The sequence below is a fragment of the Ruegeria sp. AF3 genome (genome assembly GCF_056536285.1).
Genome location: NZ_JBQFJM010000001.1, coordinates 1,287,859 through 1,300,822 on the forward strand (window position 1 = coordinate 1,287,859; position 12,964 = coordinate 1,300,822).

14 protein-coding genes and 1 tRNA gene are annotated in these 12,964 nt (G+C 55.7%); 8 read left to right on the forward strand and 7 right to left on the reverse strand.

All coding sequences use genetic code 11. The features are described from left to right. Positions 1-48 precede the first annotated feature (48 nt). The gene (locus ACR3FC_RS06515; protein WP_480473964.1) at positions 49-696 is read right to left on the reverse strand and encodes a GntR family transcriptional regulator; all 648 of its coding nucleotides are present in this window, start codon (positions 694-696) and stop codon (positions 49-51) included. A gap of 30 nt (positions 697-726) precedes the next feature. After that, positions 727-1,422 (reverse strand): M48 family metallopeptidase, encoded by a 696-nt coding sequence (locus ACR3FC_RS06520; RefSeq protein WP_480473965.1) that lies wholly within the window; start codon positions 1,420-1,422, stop codon positions 727-729. A gap of 100 nt (positions 1,423-1,522) precedes the next feature. Here ACR3FC_RS06520 and ACR3FC_RS06525 point away from each other — a divergent pair, with 100 nt between their 5' ends. The 7 genes from ACR3FC_RS06525 to ACR3FC_RS06555 all read left to right on the forward strand — a co-directional run bounded on the left by ACR3FC_RS06525 (position 1,523) and on the right by ACR3FC_RS06555 (position 5,403). Next, positions 1,523-1,849 (forward strand): TIGR02300 family protein, encoded by a 327-nt coding sequence (locus ACR3FC_RS06525; RefSeq protein ID WP_480473966.1) that lies wholly within the window; start codon positions 1,523-1,525, stop codon positions 1,847-1,849. Between the two features lie 144 nt (positions 1,850-1,993). Then, a tRNA-Ala gene (locus tag ACR3FC_RS06530) sits at positions 1,994-2,069 on the forward strand. A gap of 797 nt (positions 2,070-2,866) precedes the next feature. Next, a complete protein-coding gene (locus ACR3FC_RS06535) occupies positions 2,867-3,208 on the forward strand; it encodes a hypothetical protein (protein ID WP_480473967.1) in 342 nt (113 codons plus the stop codon). A gap of 96 nt (positions 3,209-3,304) precedes the next feature. Next, positions 3,305-3,736: a c-type cytochrome gene (locus ACR3FC_RS06540; protein WP_480473968.1), complete on the forward strand. Its 432-nt coding sequence runs from the start codon at positions 3,305-3,307 to the stop codon at positions 3,734-3,736. A 10-nt stretch (positions 3,737-3,746) separates the two neighbouring features. After that, positions 3,747-4,088, forward strand: coding sequence for a copper resistance CopC family protein (locus ACR3FC_RS06545; protein WP_480473969.1), 342 nt, complete (start codon positions 3,747-3,749; stop codon positions 4,086-4,088). Further along, positions 4,085-4,957 (forward strand): copper resistance D family protein, encoded by an 873-nt coding sequence (locus ACR3FC_RS06550; RefSeq protein ID WP_480473971.1) that lies wholly within the window; start codon positions 4,085-4,087, stop codon positions 4,955-4,957. Before ACR3FC_RS06545 ends, ACR3FC_RS06550 begins: the two co-directional genes overlap by 4 nt. A gap of 11 nt (positions 4,958-4,968) precedes the next feature. Further along, positions 4,969-5,403, forward strand: coding sequence for a c-type cytochrome (locus ACR3FC_RS06555; RefSeq protein ID WP_480473972.1), 435 nt, complete (start codon positions 4,969-4,971; stop codon positions 5,401-5,403). 671 nt (positions 5,404-6,074) lie between these two features. Here ACR3FC_RS06555 and ACR3FC_RS06560 read toward each other — a convergent pair. After that, the gene (locus ACR3FC_RS06560) at positions 6,075-7,811 is read right to left on the reverse strand and encodes a caspase family protein (protein WP_480473973.1); all 1,737 of its coding nucleotides are present in this window, start codon (positions 7,809-7,811) and stop codon (positions 6,075-6,077) included. A 264-nt stretch (positions 7,812-8,075) separates the two neighbouring features. On the opposite strand from ACR3FC_RS06560, the gene ACR3FC_RS06565 reads away from it, so the two are divergent. After that, a complete protein-coding gene (locus tag ACR3FC_RS06565) occupies positions 8,076-8,426 on the forward strand; it encodes a hypothetical protein (protein WP_480473974.1) in 351 nt (116 codons plus the stop codon). A 112-nt stretch (positions 8,427-8,538) separates the two neighbouring features. Here ACR3FC_RS06565 and ACR3FC_RS06570 read toward each other — a convergent pair whose 3' ends face one another. From ACR3FC_RS06570 to ACR3FC_RS06585, 4 genes are read right to left on the reverse strand one after another with little or no spacing between them, the layout of a single operon-like run. Continuing rightward, the gene (locus ACR3FC_RS06570; protein ID WP_209505961.1) at positions 8,539-9,090 is read right to left on the reverse strand and encodes a VOC family protein; all 552 of its coding nucleotides are present in this window, start codon (positions 9,088-9,090) and stop codon (positions 8,539-8,541) included. A gap of 41 nt (positions 9,091-9,131) precedes the next feature. Continuing rightward, on the reverse strand, positions 9,132-10,664 hold the full coding sequence (locus ACR3FC_RS06575; protein WP_480473975.1) for a sensor histidine kinase: 1,533 nt from the start codon (positions 10,662-10,664) through the stop codon (positions 9,132-9,134). Beyond that, positions 10,649-11,341: a response regulator transcription factor gene (locus ACR3FC_RS06580; protein ID WP_209505965.1), complete on the reverse strand. Its 693-nt coding sequence runs from the start codon at positions 11,339-11,341 to the stop codon at positions 10,649-10,651. The genes ACR3FC_RS06575 and ACR3FC_RS06580 overlap by 16 nt, the downstream gene beginning before the upstream one ends. A 13-nt stretch (positions 11,342-11,354) precedes the next feature. After that, positions 11,355-12,881 (reverse strand): DUF4153 domain-containing protein, encoded by a 1,527-nt coding sequence (locus tag ACR3FC_RS06585; protein WP_480473976.1) that lies wholly within the window; start codon positions 12,879-12,881, stop codon positions 11,355-11,357. Between the last annotated feature and the right edge of the window lie 83 nt (positions 12,882-12,964).

Sequence of the window (12,964 nt, forward strand, 5' to 3'; positions counted from 1 at the left end):
ACAGTGACACCTTGGACGGGCGCTTTGACGATGTCGGCAGGAAGCCGCTCAGCTGACCAGCAAACGCAGCCCCTGCGTCACATCCGAGCGCACTGCCAGCCGCAATCCCGGCTCGTCCCCGGCCTTGAGCGCCGCAATGATCAGCTTGTGATAATGTGGCGGCTCTGCGCGCCTGAGACGTCCGTAAAGCGCCCGCATCGTTGGGCCAAGTTGCAGCCAGACGGTTTCAGCAATGGCCAGCATCGCAGGGGCCTGAGCGCGCAGATACAGGGTTCTGTGAAATTCCAGGTTTGAACGGATATAGCCAACCGCATCCCGTTTGGTCACCATCTCGGCAACTGTCATGTTGATGCTCTGCAACCTATCGATCAGGGCCATGTGTGCCCTGGGCAAGGCCCGGCTTGCCAGTTCGACCTCAAGCAAGGCGCGCAAGGCAGCCAGTTCCTCAATCCGGTCATTCGTCAGCTCCGGGGTCGAAACCCGGCCCGATGTGGACAGGAACAATGCCCCTTCTGCGGCCAGGCGGCGGACCGCCTCTCGCGCCGGAGTCATTGAAACACCAAATTCCTTGCCGATGCCCCGCAGCGTCAGGGCCTGCCCCGGTGCCATCTCACCATGCATGATCCGGGATCGCAGCGCCCGGTACACCCGGTCATGTGTTGCGGTCTGGGTTTCGGAAGGGCGCGCGGTCAACATATGCTCATGTGATCACAAAAAGGCGCCACGTCAACTCGGCTCTGTGTCAAATCTGTAGCGATGCAACTCGGCCCCGTTGTCGCGCAACCAACGGCGGGGCGGCTGATACGGACCAAAGATCTTTTCAACCTGCGCCCAGAAGGCAGGCGAGTGGTTCATCTCGGCAAGATGTGCCACCTCATGCGCCGCGACATAGTGCAACACGTCAGGAGGTGCCAGAATAAGACGCCACGAAAACATCAACCCGCCATGCGAGCTGCACGACCCCCAACGCGACCGCGTGTCACGCAGGCTGAGTGTCGTGTACGAACGCCCCAGCATAGCTGCATAATCATCACAGGCGCCGGTCAACCGGTCTCGCGCCAGTTCCTTCAGGAACCGGCCCAGTCTGCGGGCCTCGGCCCCTGTCGGCACGGCAACCTCATCTGCATTCAGCATAACCCGCCGCCCGGTGGCAGGGACGATTCGGCGTGCTTTCCCCTCGATCGGGATCACTTGCCCAAACTGCACGGTGGCCATATCGGGCCGACCCTGAAGATGCTGCCGGATCCACTCTTCCTTGGTGCGCGCAAAGCTCAAGGCCTCGGATTCCGGCACGCCCTTCGGGTAAGTCAACGTGACGCGCCCATCCAGCTGGGAGATTCGCAGGCTGATACGCCGCGCCCGAGCCGATTTGCGCAATCTCAGTGGCACCGGCGGTGTCCCTGGCAATGCGTGCTCTCCCATATCGCGACCTCTCTTGCGCAAAGACTTTGACAGTGCCCTCTGCCTGTGGCAGGTGAGCTGAATCATTTAGACGACTCACCTGATATCAAGGGGATTTGACATGCCCAAGGAAGAATGGGGCGTAAAGCGTGTTTGCCCGACAACTGGTAAGCGGTTTTACGACCTGAACAAAGACCCCATCATCAGCCCCTACACTGGCGAGATTGTGGAGCTTGAAACAGTCAAAAGCCGCATGATCGCGGCGGATGCGGAAGACGCGGCTTCGGTCAAAGCACGTGAAAACACGGCGGATGACGATCTGGTTCTGGACGATGATGACAGCGTCGACGTGGATTTGGATGACGATCTGCTGGACGACGATGATGACGACAGTGATGACGTTTCACTGGACGACATCACCGACATGACGTCAGACGACGACAACTGATCAAGTAAAAGGCGATCCCCTTGGATCGCCTTTTACTTGAGAGGGACAGCCCGGACGGAAATTCGCGTCCAATTCCAATTTTGGACTTGCACTCGCAGCCGCTGTCTCCTAAACGTCCGTCCACCATACCGATGGTACAATGATGGGGCCTTAGCTCAGTTGGGAGAGCGCTTGCATGGCATGCAAGAGGTCAGGGGTTCGACTCCCCTAGGCTCCACCAAAACCTAACAGAACAACTAGATAGCAAGCATTAGAGCGGTGTGACACACAGGTGTGACACAAAATGAAGCTGCATGCGTACCTCTCACTGTCTAGACACGGCATATATTACTTCCGTTGGCCCCTGCCCGACACAAGACCAAAACCCCACACTGGACCAAGCACCACACATCGGACAGTGCATTGGGCTATCGCCCACCAGCCCCGGAAACCATCATTCCAATGGATCAGAGGCCGACGATGCACTAACAATCAAACTGGACTAGTCAAATGAGGCTGTTCACTATCAACAGCGGCCTCGTGATCAACAAACATAAACTGGCTAGACTGGTTGTTTGCGAGTGCGTCCTTGCAAAGTAGCTTACTCAAACGCCCCACAACGAGCTTCGCCGATAGCGTCATGGTGAGGTCCATAGCATCCCTCTGCACCATGGCCGTGCCAGTCACCGTGGTGATGCCTGTCCGTGCATGCGGCCATAGCTATAAGTATAGCCAAAAACGCCACCGTTCTCCGGGTTGCTTTTATGCTGTTGCTCTGACCCATTTGCGAAGCACCTTACCAACAATTTGGCAACCTACGCTTTGACACAAGTCAACACTCAACTGCGACGTCGTCCACATCACTGCAGTTAGGGGTTTAGTACGAAGGACCTTCTCATGTTGCTAGCTACGAGGAGGCGGGCCCAAAAAGCTCGAAATTAAGTTGGTCACAATCCATAATTATAAACGTGATGGCGTTGTCATGCTTGGTCTGCTGCAGTAGCGTCCTGAACCATGGTCATCCGACGATACTCAATTGTGCTACTAGTCAGCGTTCTGGTCACCCTGACCGGTTTTGGCACCGTTGTTCATGCGCTATCAGATGGCTGCATCGGCCTTCACTGTGAAAGCCACATGCAATCAACAGAACACGCTTCCGTGGCTAAAAATAGCATCGATAAGTCGTCCCCAAACAGCCACCATGACCCGGACAGTTCAGGAACCGGCGAGTGTAATCCCTCTATCTGCCAAGCCATTGTTTTGCTCGCCCAGAACGGAGAAGCCGCGCAGGATCAACGTGAAATTGATCCAGAGTTTCAGATTGGAACTCAAGCCAAGCCGATTGAACCGGATAACCCATACAAGCCCCCTGACCTTTGAAGCAGCGTAAATCCTTGCGAACATCTGCGACCTGCACGTGCCGCTGTTCGCAATGAACCGCAGCACTATAAGCTTCCAAAATGTCAGGACCAATCCATGAAAAAAAGTTACTTACTAGTCGGTGTATGCACCGTCGCTGCCGTCGCCGCTTTCATAACCCTTCGGCCCGGTTCAATCGAAGAGACTACGCCGCAGGAGGCACTTGAAGGCGATGCTATGGTCGCAATTCAGATGCCGTCAATTGAGGGCAATGCTGTAATCGGTCAGCGTGTCTTTGATGTCTCCTGCGCTACTTGCCACGGCGTCAACGCGGTCGGAGTAGAAGGCGCAGGACCGCCTCTGATCCACAAGATATACGAGCCCAGCCACCACGCTGACGAAGCCTTTCAGAGGGCGGTTTCACAAGGTGTAAGAAGCCATCATTGGCAGTTTGGTGACATGCCGCCGGTCGAAGGATTGACGCGAGGCGACGTTGCCATGGTGATCGCGTACATTCGTGAAATTCAACGTGCCAACGGAATAAATTGAGGACAGGACCATGAAAAAGATCATAACGCTCGCAATCATGGCTGCTATTCCCAGCGGGGTACTGGCGCATTCCAAGGCCGAAGAAACGACACCTGCCAACGGGGCTACTGTAACCTCTGTGCCCGCCGAAATTGGCCTCAGCTTCACCAAGGACATCCGGTTGACACGGATTGAGATGGCCCATGAAGAGCACGCGGCGATACGCTTGGATTTGGGGGACCAAACAAGTTTCCGTCAGGTGTTCACGATCCCATTGCCAAGCAATGGAACCGGCACCTATGTCATCGAATGGCGTGGCCTAGGTAAAGACGGCCATGCGATGCAGGGCGAGTTTTCCTTTTCCGTGGAATGAGCATGCCAGACATTTGGGGAGTTGTCGCAATCCTCGCAAAGCTGGTGCTCTACATCGGCTTTGCTGGGTCAACCGGGCTTGTCGTCGTTAAGTGCCTCTATTCCGAACTAGTCGCGCCTGTAAGCCTTGCGATGAAGCGCCAAGCCATGGTTTTGGTGTGGCTTTCCCTCGCAGCAACAGTATTTGGCTTTATGCTTCGTGGGGCCGCCTTAACAGGCGGAGTTGACGGCATGGTCGATCCAGAGATGCTTGGCTTGCTTTGGCAAACATCCGTAGGCGACGTACTTGTTTATCGCCTTGCAGGCGCAGTGTTGATCCTTGTGGGACTGTCTGTTCCTCGCTTTGGTCTATGGATCGCGCTGTTGGGTGGCACATTGGCCATGTGGTCCTTTGCACAGATCGGACATGTACCGGAACTGGAGAGTTTTGGTGTCCAACTCTTGCTCCTGTTGCATCTTCTATGTGTAGCCTTTTGGGTGGGTATCTTTAGCCCGCTGCGGGGTATGGCTCTCATGCCTGAACACCTGACAGATGCTGCTGAACTAGGGCACAGGTTCGGACAAGCTGCTGCACTGATTGTGCCAACGCTGGTCGCGGCGGGTCTCTGGATGGCTTGGTTGTTTGTTGGCAATCTCCAAGGGCTCTTGTTCACTAGCTACGGTCAGGCTCTGTTGCTCAAAGTGTTCCTTGTGGCGCTGTTGTTGATCCTCGCCGCTGCCAACAAGCTCCGATTTGTTCCGGCCTTACAAAGCGGAGAGGCTAAAGCAGCGCAACGCCTCGCCCGATCTATCGAGGTTGAGGCAATAGTCGTATTTGCGGTTCTGGCGACAACGGCGACACTCACCAGCGTACTAACGCTTCCGAGTTAAGGTAGGTAGAGATGAACAAACACCTGTATGCACTCGCTATATGCAGTATTGGTACTAGCGTCGCTGCAGATCATGAGTTGTTAGACCGAGACCTAGCGAATGGGCAGAAACTCTACGCAGAGTACTGCGCCTCGTGCCATGGAGTTAATCTGGAAGGCCAACCCGACTGGCAGACACCCGGTGATGACGGAGTGTTACCCGCCCCACCACATGACGTGACAGGGCACACATGGCACCATGATAACCAGCTACTGTTCGAGTATACCAAACTAGGTGGGGCAGACGCATTGGCAGCACGCGGTATTAAAGACTTCAACAGCGGCATGCCGGGCTTTGAGGGCACCCTGACTAACGACGACATATGGGACGTGCTGGCTTACATACGCTCCACTTGGCCTGACGATGTTCAGCAAATGCAGGCTAGTCGCAACCTTCCTCATCAGTAAAGGACAGTAGTCTGGTGTCGGTTTGGGTATACACAGTTCAACGTAGCAGGTTGAGTGCTTCTAAGTGTGACACTAAGGTGAGACACTCTGTAAACCAGCACACTACAATAGTGTTTACTATCAGGGCATTAGGCGTTCGGCAGCGTTTCCCCCAGGCTCCGCCAAAACCTAACAATACAACCAGTTAGCAAGCATTAGAGCGGCGTGACACACAGGTGTGACGCAAAATGAAGCTGCATGCGTATCTCTCACTGTCCCGACACGGCATCTACTACTTTCGTTGGCCCCTACCCGACGCGGCACCAAAACACCGCACCAGACTAAACACCCCGCGTAGAACCTTCGTGTGTCATTGCGTACTAGATGCCCTAATGAGGCTTGTACTCTGGCACGGCGTCTTGCAGTGTGCGGCGACACAATAGCAAAGCACATAGAAGCATCGGACACGAACCACGGCGAACTGCGCACAAAGGTGCATGAGCACTTCACTTCCTACATTGGCATCCAAACCCGTTGGAATGACCCTGACTTCTTTTTGGAACAATCAGCGCAGATACGCAGATCAGTTGCCGAAAGCGCCTGTTCCTGCTGATCCGCCACGTGGCGAACGCGGATGCGCTTGGGCAAGCGAGCCTGTCTGCTGGGCCGCGCTACACCCATTCCGACTTCACTCAGCGCCGTGTAATTGTCATATCAAAGAAAAATGCAGCATCAAACCGACCCTGATTGGAATGCACGGTTGTGCCACTGGTAAATTCCTTCGAAAAACTCTGAGTGACCGAGAATGGTACAACTCGGGTTTTTCCAAACAGGTATCCCACGTTTCCTGAGATCCGCAGTTTTCCGTTGTCAGACAGCGATGCGCGAAACTTTTGCGGACGCGACGCACCGGTTCCAGTATTGTCTTGAGCACTAATTAGTTGAAACCCGGCGGCCGATTTACGGTACACCACTCGCAGCATTGTTTTAGGCTTTTCGTTGGCAAGTTCGCCGCCATTGTAACGTGGGTCCGGTCGTCTTTTGAATTCGATGACATAGTCACCATAGAAGGCGTTTTGGGCGTTCTCGTTTGGGGGCGACTTGGGTACGGCCACCAGTATCTGAGGGTCTGCTTGTTGGTCGCTTTGCGCGGATGGCTCTGGTTTTGCTATATTTTTCAGAACGGCGTAGCTTTGTGCTGTGAGGTATCCGGTTCTTTCTGCGTCATTTTGCCTCTGAAACTCTTTCAGAGCTTCACGGGACCGAGGCCCGAAGATCCCATCCACTGATCCAACTGAAAACCCAAGCGCGTTCAGGCCGCGTTGAATGCTCCGGTATTCGTTTCGGTTCAGATTCAGACTGGCCTCGATGTCCGAATTCGAGCGTGGCAACGGTGCAGGCGCGTCTAGGCGGCTTTCGGTTCCAGGGGGTGAAATCGTCGTTTTCGGCGTGACGAGTGTGGCAATCTTCCGATTTGTGTGTCCGACCACATCCGTAACCTGTTGAGAATATTGCCCAGCGCGGGTGTCTGGATACAGCTGCGCGATCAGCTTCAAAGCGCCCTGCTTCGCGCTTTCGTCTTCCAGCTGCATGGCCTCGCCCAGAACACGTTGCGCCGACCGCTCGCGCTCATCGACAGGGCGAACGGCATTGGCAGCATTTGCAGTGGCATCGTCACTATTGATTGGCTCTTTGAGTGCTGCTGGGACAAGGAAAATGTCATGACCGGGCAGAGACCCATAGGTGAATGGCTCCTGATACCCATCTGTAAGTTCGTAAACTGTATCCCGCACCTTCCGGAACATCTTCCCAAGCTCCAACCCGGGTACCTCGATATGTTCAAGAAAGGCCTCTGCATACGGGCTGTTGCGACCGTCACCATCCAGCGCCAAAGTCCCGCCTCGCGCTGAATACCCGACAAGAACCCCACTGGGATCGATGCGGCCTAACCCTTGACCGATTGATCGGGTTGCAGTGGTTCGAACCATATCGCTCACGAACGGGTTGTTCCGACACGCATCCACTATGACCAGCTTCAAGCCTTTCGCGGTCGAAACGGCGTTGAGCACCGTATCCAGACGGATTGCCTCGAATTCTACGTCCTTGTCACTCCTGAGTTCGGCATTGGTCGGTATCAGGTAGTTTGTGTTGTCGATTTCGATCCCGTGACCTGCAAAATAGACTAATACCATATCCGCATCGACTACATCCTCAGAGAAGTCTCTTAAGGTCAGGCGCATTTCGCGGTAGTCGAGGTTTTGTTTTGCTGTGACATGAAAGCCGATCCTCTTGAGGGCGGCAGAAATATCCTGGGCGTCATTGGCTGAGTTTGGGATGTTTGACACATGCTCATATCGTGCATTTCCAATTACCAAAGCCACACGTTTTGCATGAGGCGTTTCCGCAAGTGCTGCGTTCAGTCCGAACATCAAAACGAAGCTCAGATATATCCACGATCCAAAGAAGCATTGGTGCAATTGGCGCGTTAACATGGCAAAATCGTCCACTGAAACCGGACCTAATATAGCATAAATGGAGTTTATGGGCGACGTTGTTGTCAAACCAACTGCTTCACTTGGGCCTTTTGTGACGTCAGCACCCACCGGACAGATTTAGGGGTTTGAGCAACGGAGGATTTCTGGTTCTCCGCAGCGGGCACTGAAAAGCCACTTGGGACTTACCGAACATTCCCGGTGTTTTGGGACGGCAATCCCTATCTGGATAAATACGATCTGCTTCTCAAGGAGCGTCCCAGCAGGTTTCGCGTGCCCTCTCTGCGCAATGTCGCGCTGACCGCGCGCTATTTCCACAATGGCTCGGTAAGAGGTCTGGAAGAGGCGATCAAAGTTATGGCCGTTTCTCAGTTGGGACGCACCCTTTGCGATGATCCTTTGGCCGACATTCGCATTGTGGCCGCGAGCGTTGAAGACACGGTTCCAGGGCTGAATATTGACATGTTCACAAATCGCACGGTGAGCCGACAAGAGGTGTCTAACATTGCCGAATTTCTGCGGTCGCTCACAGCGGCCACGCTTCCCGATTAGGTTTTTTGCATGAAGAATACCCCAGAAGGGACGTTGGATCGATCAAACGACTTTGCCAGTTTCGATTGTTGGGGATCACGATGCCCACCGCTCAGGGTAAACGACAAAAAGGTTACATCCGTGGAGTACGCTCCGAGACGATATTCTCGATCGCATCGGCAAGGTGGACGTCGGCAATCGCAAGATCACCACGTTCAACGCGCAGCCTGTGCGCTTCGGCCAGAACGTCACCATGAGTTGCACCTTCAGGCGGCTCAAAGCGGTAACTCGCAAGCTCGATCCTCAAACCCAACGGATCGTGGAAATAGATCGAGTTCATGAAGCCCCGGTCTTTGATTGGCGTGTGCTTGATACCCCTCTCGTCAAGCCGTTCCTCGACCTGCATGAGAACCGAGCGTGACACCGCGAAGGCCAGATGATGAACCGCGCCAACCTGATCCCTGAGCAAACTGCCGGACGGTTTTCGATCTTCATTGGTGAACACCGTGATCGTCTGGCCGTTACCAGCGGCAAAGTACAAGTGACCCTGTGAATGATCGTCCAGGTTTGGTTGATCGAAGATAAGCGAAAACCCGAGAAGACCCTCCCAGAAGTCTATTGACGTTTGCCGGTCTGCACCAGTCAGGGTGATGTGGTGAATGCCCTGTGCCTGCAATTTGCGCATGTTGAGTTTCCTCCCGTTTGATGAGTTCTCACCTCGCCCGGCTAGTTGAAGGTGAGAAGAAAACAAGCGCCTTGATTGCTTGGTACAACACTGAGTTGCCCACCAATTGCTTCCATGGTCGCTTTGACAATATTCAGGCCCATACCTGTGCCACCGGCCTCTCTTTTTGTCGTAAAGAAGGGCTGCAAAATCTTGTCCTTGTTCCCTTCACTGATACCGGCGCCATTATCCGCAATTTTTAGACTGATGACACCGTCGTTCTGATAGGCTGTCAGCACGGCATTCTGCGCGCCGTGTTGCTGAGCGTTCTCGAGCATATGTGTCAGTATGATGTGCAGGGTGGGTGCCGCGACGGGCAAGGGCAAGTTATCGTTTTCAGCCTTGATGGCAAGCGCCGGGAACGTCTGGACGACCTGATCAGTGATGTCGTTCAGACAGCATGTACCGTTGATGGCACTCTGATCGGCCAGGCTGAAGGCGCGCATGTTGGCCAGCAGATCCTCCATCCGCTTTCCGCCCTTTTCTACAGTGTCCAGCAGGCGGTGTTTCTGCGCAGATGGCAAATCGTCGTCGCGCAGCAGCTCTGCCGCGCCTTTCAGGGCGGTGAGGGGTGACTTCAGCTCGTGGGTGACATGGGCGGTGTACGTTTTCAATCCGTCCTGCTTGTCCTGCAAGCGTTCCGTCAGCGATTGAAAACTATGGCTCAAATCCGCGATTTCCCGCGTGCCAAGCTGGTCTGGTGGTTCCCATGCCTGACCACCGTGGCCCGCCATCTGGCTGCGCTGGATCAACAGGTGGATCGGCCGAGTGATGAACCGCCAGAACACGTACCCGATAAGCGCCGCAGACAAAGCGACAAATGCCGCGGCCTTGGCAAGGTTGAAACGTTCGCCGTACAGAAAGCGGAAAATATGGTTCGGGGTGCGGCTCAGGTAAACCGCCCCGATCAAGGTCTGATCCACGTACACTGGCATCGCCACGAAAACGCGCACGCGGGCACCGCGGCTGAGGGTATAAAGCGCAGGCGTTGCGTCCTCGCGCACGCGGGTGCGCGCGACCGAGACGGTTTTCCCTGAAAGGGCCTCGCGAACCTCGTCAACATGGCCCAGCTTCTGCCCGATTTCCGCGGTTCCGGCAAACACGTTCCCATCGACATCCAGCATCCGGTAACCCGCAAGGGTTTGCGCTTGGGCGGCGTTGGCGATGCGGCTTAGCGGGGCGGCGATGGCCTGATAAACCGAACCGGGTCGGACGGTTGCGGGCCGCGCGTCCGGGCGCGGTGGCAGAACCGTTTCGCGATTGACCGACAGTGATGGGAACACCGCGTGCTCGGTTGAGATTGCACTCGGGCGGGGCGGCTTGATCCCGGCTGCATCTGCATAAAGCTCGGCATACGCCGCTGACATAACCGCAGCCTGTGTCAGCAGGCTTTCTTCGGTCTGTTGCACCAGTTGACTATCATAAAAGCGGAATAGGACCAGCCCGGCAAAGGGCAAGCACAGGACAATGCCCAGCACCAGCAGAACGATGGTCCACAATCTGGGGCGCCATTTGCGGTTCAGCCGGGCGTGCATGCACCCATCCTGAGGCCGACACCGTGAATGGTCACGATCCCCTCGGCACAGCCGGCCTGGGCAAGTTTGGCACGGACATTGCGTATATGGCTGTCAATGGTGCGGTCCGAGACGTGGATGTTATAGCCGTAAAGCGCATCGATCAGCTGCGCCCTGGACAGAACGCGGTCGGGACGGGCCATCAGAGTTGCCAGCAGCCGAAATTCCGATCCGGTCAGCGTCACAGGGGTTGAAGCGAACCTGCACAGGTGCCGCTCTGCATCCAGGTGCAGGCTGCCTTGCGACAACACCGGGTCGGGCTGGGCAGGTGTCGGCGCGCTGCGTTTCAGGATGGCCTTGATCCGGGCCACCAATTCGCGTGGGGAAAAGGGTTTCGTCAGATAATCATCGGCGCCCAGCTCCAGCCCGACGATACGGTCGACCTCGTCATCGCGGGCGGTCAGGAACAGGATCGGCACGTCCGAGGATTTGCGGATTTCCCTGCATACTTCCAGACCATCCTTTTCGGGCAACCCGATATCCAACACGATCAGGTCGGGGCTTTCCTGGCGGTTTGTGTCAAGCGCGGTCAGGCCGTCACTGGCCAGAAGTGGCGCATATCCTGCCTTTTCAATCGCGAACCTTGTCACCTCAAGGATATCCGGATCATCGTCGACAACAAGAATGCGTGCAGGCATCAAATGGGGTCCTTCAACTCTGCTGCTGATAATAGGCTTGGATTCGCCATCTCCGAAAGCCCCATTCGCGCCAGTTGGTGATTGCATCCTTTTTCAGATCATATCGCATCCACGCGTCACAGACTTGCTGTCCCGTTCTGGTTTCATGATCGCGGATAGCGGGGTAAGCATCAGCGCCAAGGCTGCATATGTAACCAGTGTCCTGTTGCATCAGAGCGCTGCCGTGGCTCAGATTGTAGCTGGCAATGACTGATGCGAAATTCACAAAGTTGCAGGTATACAAGACCACCAGCAGCGCTGCAAAACAACGCCGCAGAAGCCAGGTTGCACCGAAGCCGCGATGGATTTGCACCACGGTCAGCAGCAGGCCGGTGAGAACCAGTGCCATCCAGATAAAGGCGGCGACCCGCAAATAGGTAAGCGCATAGGCGTCGACGTAATGATGCAGCCGGATGGCAGCTGTCAGCACCAGGAACATGTTCTGCGCCAACCACATGTAGATCAGAAAGCGCAACGTCCGGTCCGCGCCGATCATGCTGTGAGTGACCAGAGTGAATACGCCCGCCAAAAGGGCCGTCACCACCAGCGGATAAGCGCCTCGGTGGGCATAAGCGGCATAGCTCATCCCTTGAGGCAGGGATACACCGCCGGTCAGGATGCCGAGGTCCATCACGGTTTGCACAAGGAACATCAGGTTGAACAGCAACAGCGAATTGCGCACCGAGATTGGATTGACCAGAAATGCGGCCCGGCTTGGGCCTGTCTTGGGCATGGTGGCGGGACGGGCAATGCCGCCCAGCCATGGATCGCTGAGGTTTAGGAACGGCCACAGCAGCGAGGCCATTACACTCCAGAACAGAAGTCGCAGCCAGAAGTACCCTTCGAACAAAAGACTTGGGTCCAGCTCAGCCAGAAGGTCTTCCAGCACTGGATTGGCGGCGGCCAGCAAAGCAAGGAAGACCGCGCCCAATAGCAACGGCAAGGCCAGCGAGGCTGCGTGGCGGCGGCTGTCGGACCCAAAATCGGCGGCCACAGCGGTACGACATGTGTCGCGCAGCAAAAGCGTCGCGCCGATGGAAGGCAGGCGCAGGGCGGTGCGCAGCAGCAGACGTTCATTTACGGTCTGACCGAATAGCGCCCAGGTCGCCAGACTGACCAAACCAGCAAGGCTGAACAATAAAGATAGAAGCTGCAAATCGATGACTACCGGCAGGTTGGTGATCAAGGCAAATGCGGCGGCTATGAGCCACTCCTTTGCAGTCGCACGCCGGGGTTTCATCGCCATGATCGCGGCGGACAAAACCAGCATGAAGACCGTGACTGAAATGCCTAGCGGCTGTTCCCAAAACAACCAATCAGCAAGCGCAACCAGCGATGCAAGAAGCGGGATTGCATGGCGCATTTTCAGCGTGGACATCAGAGAACCACCCTGCTGTCGTCTATTGCCTCCCCATCGGGGGGCTTTGTCCATCTTTCCCAGCCACCACGCGTCCAGCACGATGCTGTCCGGTACGCCGCGAATTGTCAGTTCCTGCCTCATGTCCTGTCTCCTGCTTGCAGGTTTGTGTTCCCGGCAGATTGCCTGTGGCGCTTGCATCTTTGGCGCGACGTATCCGCAGCCTT

What these genes read in the sequence shown, in the direction of transcription:
- ACR3FC_RS06585 (WP_480473976.1), bottom strand. Translation starts at nt 12,881, where the DNA reads ATGAGGCAGGAACTGACAATTCGCGGCGTACCGGACAGCATCGTGCTG.
- ACR3FC_RS06550 (WP_480473971.1), top strand. Translation starts at nt 4,085, where the DNA reads ATGAGCATGCCAGACATTTGGGGAGTTGTCGCAATCCTCGCAAAGCTG.
- ACR3FC_RS06540 (WP_480473968.1), top strand. Translation starts at nt 3,305, where the DNA reads ATGAAAAAAAGTTACTTACTAGTCGGTGTATGCACCGTCGCTGCCGTC.
- ACR3FC_RS06570 (WP_209505961.1), bottom strand. Translation starts at nt 9,090, where the DNA reads ATGCGCAAATTGCAGGCACAGGGCATTCACCACATCACCCTGACTGGT.
- ACR3FC_RS06525 (WP_480473966.1), top strand. Translation starts at nt 1,523, where the DNA reads ATGCCCAAGGAAGAATGGGGCGTAAAGCGTGTTTGCCCGACAACTGGT.
- ACR3FC_RS06515 (WP_480473964.1), bottom strand. Translation starts at nt 696, where the DNA reads ATGTTGACCGCGCGCCCTTCCGAAACCCAGACCGCAACACATGACCGG.
- ACR3FC_RS06560 (WP_480473973.1), bottom strand. Translation starts at nt 7,811, where the DNA reads ATGTTCGGACTGAACGCAGCACTTGCGGAAACGCCTCATGCAAAACGT.
- ACR3FC_RS06580 (WP_209505965.1), bottom strand. Translation starts at nt 11,341, where the DNA reads ATGCCTGCACGCATTCTTGTTGTCGACGATGATCCGGATATCCTTGAG.
- ACR3FC_RS06555 (WP_480473972.1), top strand. Translation starts at nt 4,969, where the DNA reads ATGAACAAACACCTGTATGCACTCGCTATATGCAGTATTGGTACTAGC.
- ACR3FC_RS06545 (WP_480473969.1), top strand. Translation starts at nt 3,747, where the DNA reads ATGAAAAAGATCATAACGCTCGCAATCATGGCTGCTATTCCCAGCGGG.
- ACR3FC_RS06575 (WP_480473975.1), bottom strand. Translation starts at nt 10,664, where the DNA reads ATGCACGCCCGGCTGAACCGCAAATGGCGCCCCAGATTGTGGACCATC.
- ACR3FC_RS06520 (WP_480473965.1), bottom strand. Translation starts at nt 1,422, where the DNA reads ATGGGAGAGCACGCATTGCCAGGGACACCGCCGGTGCCACTGAGATTG.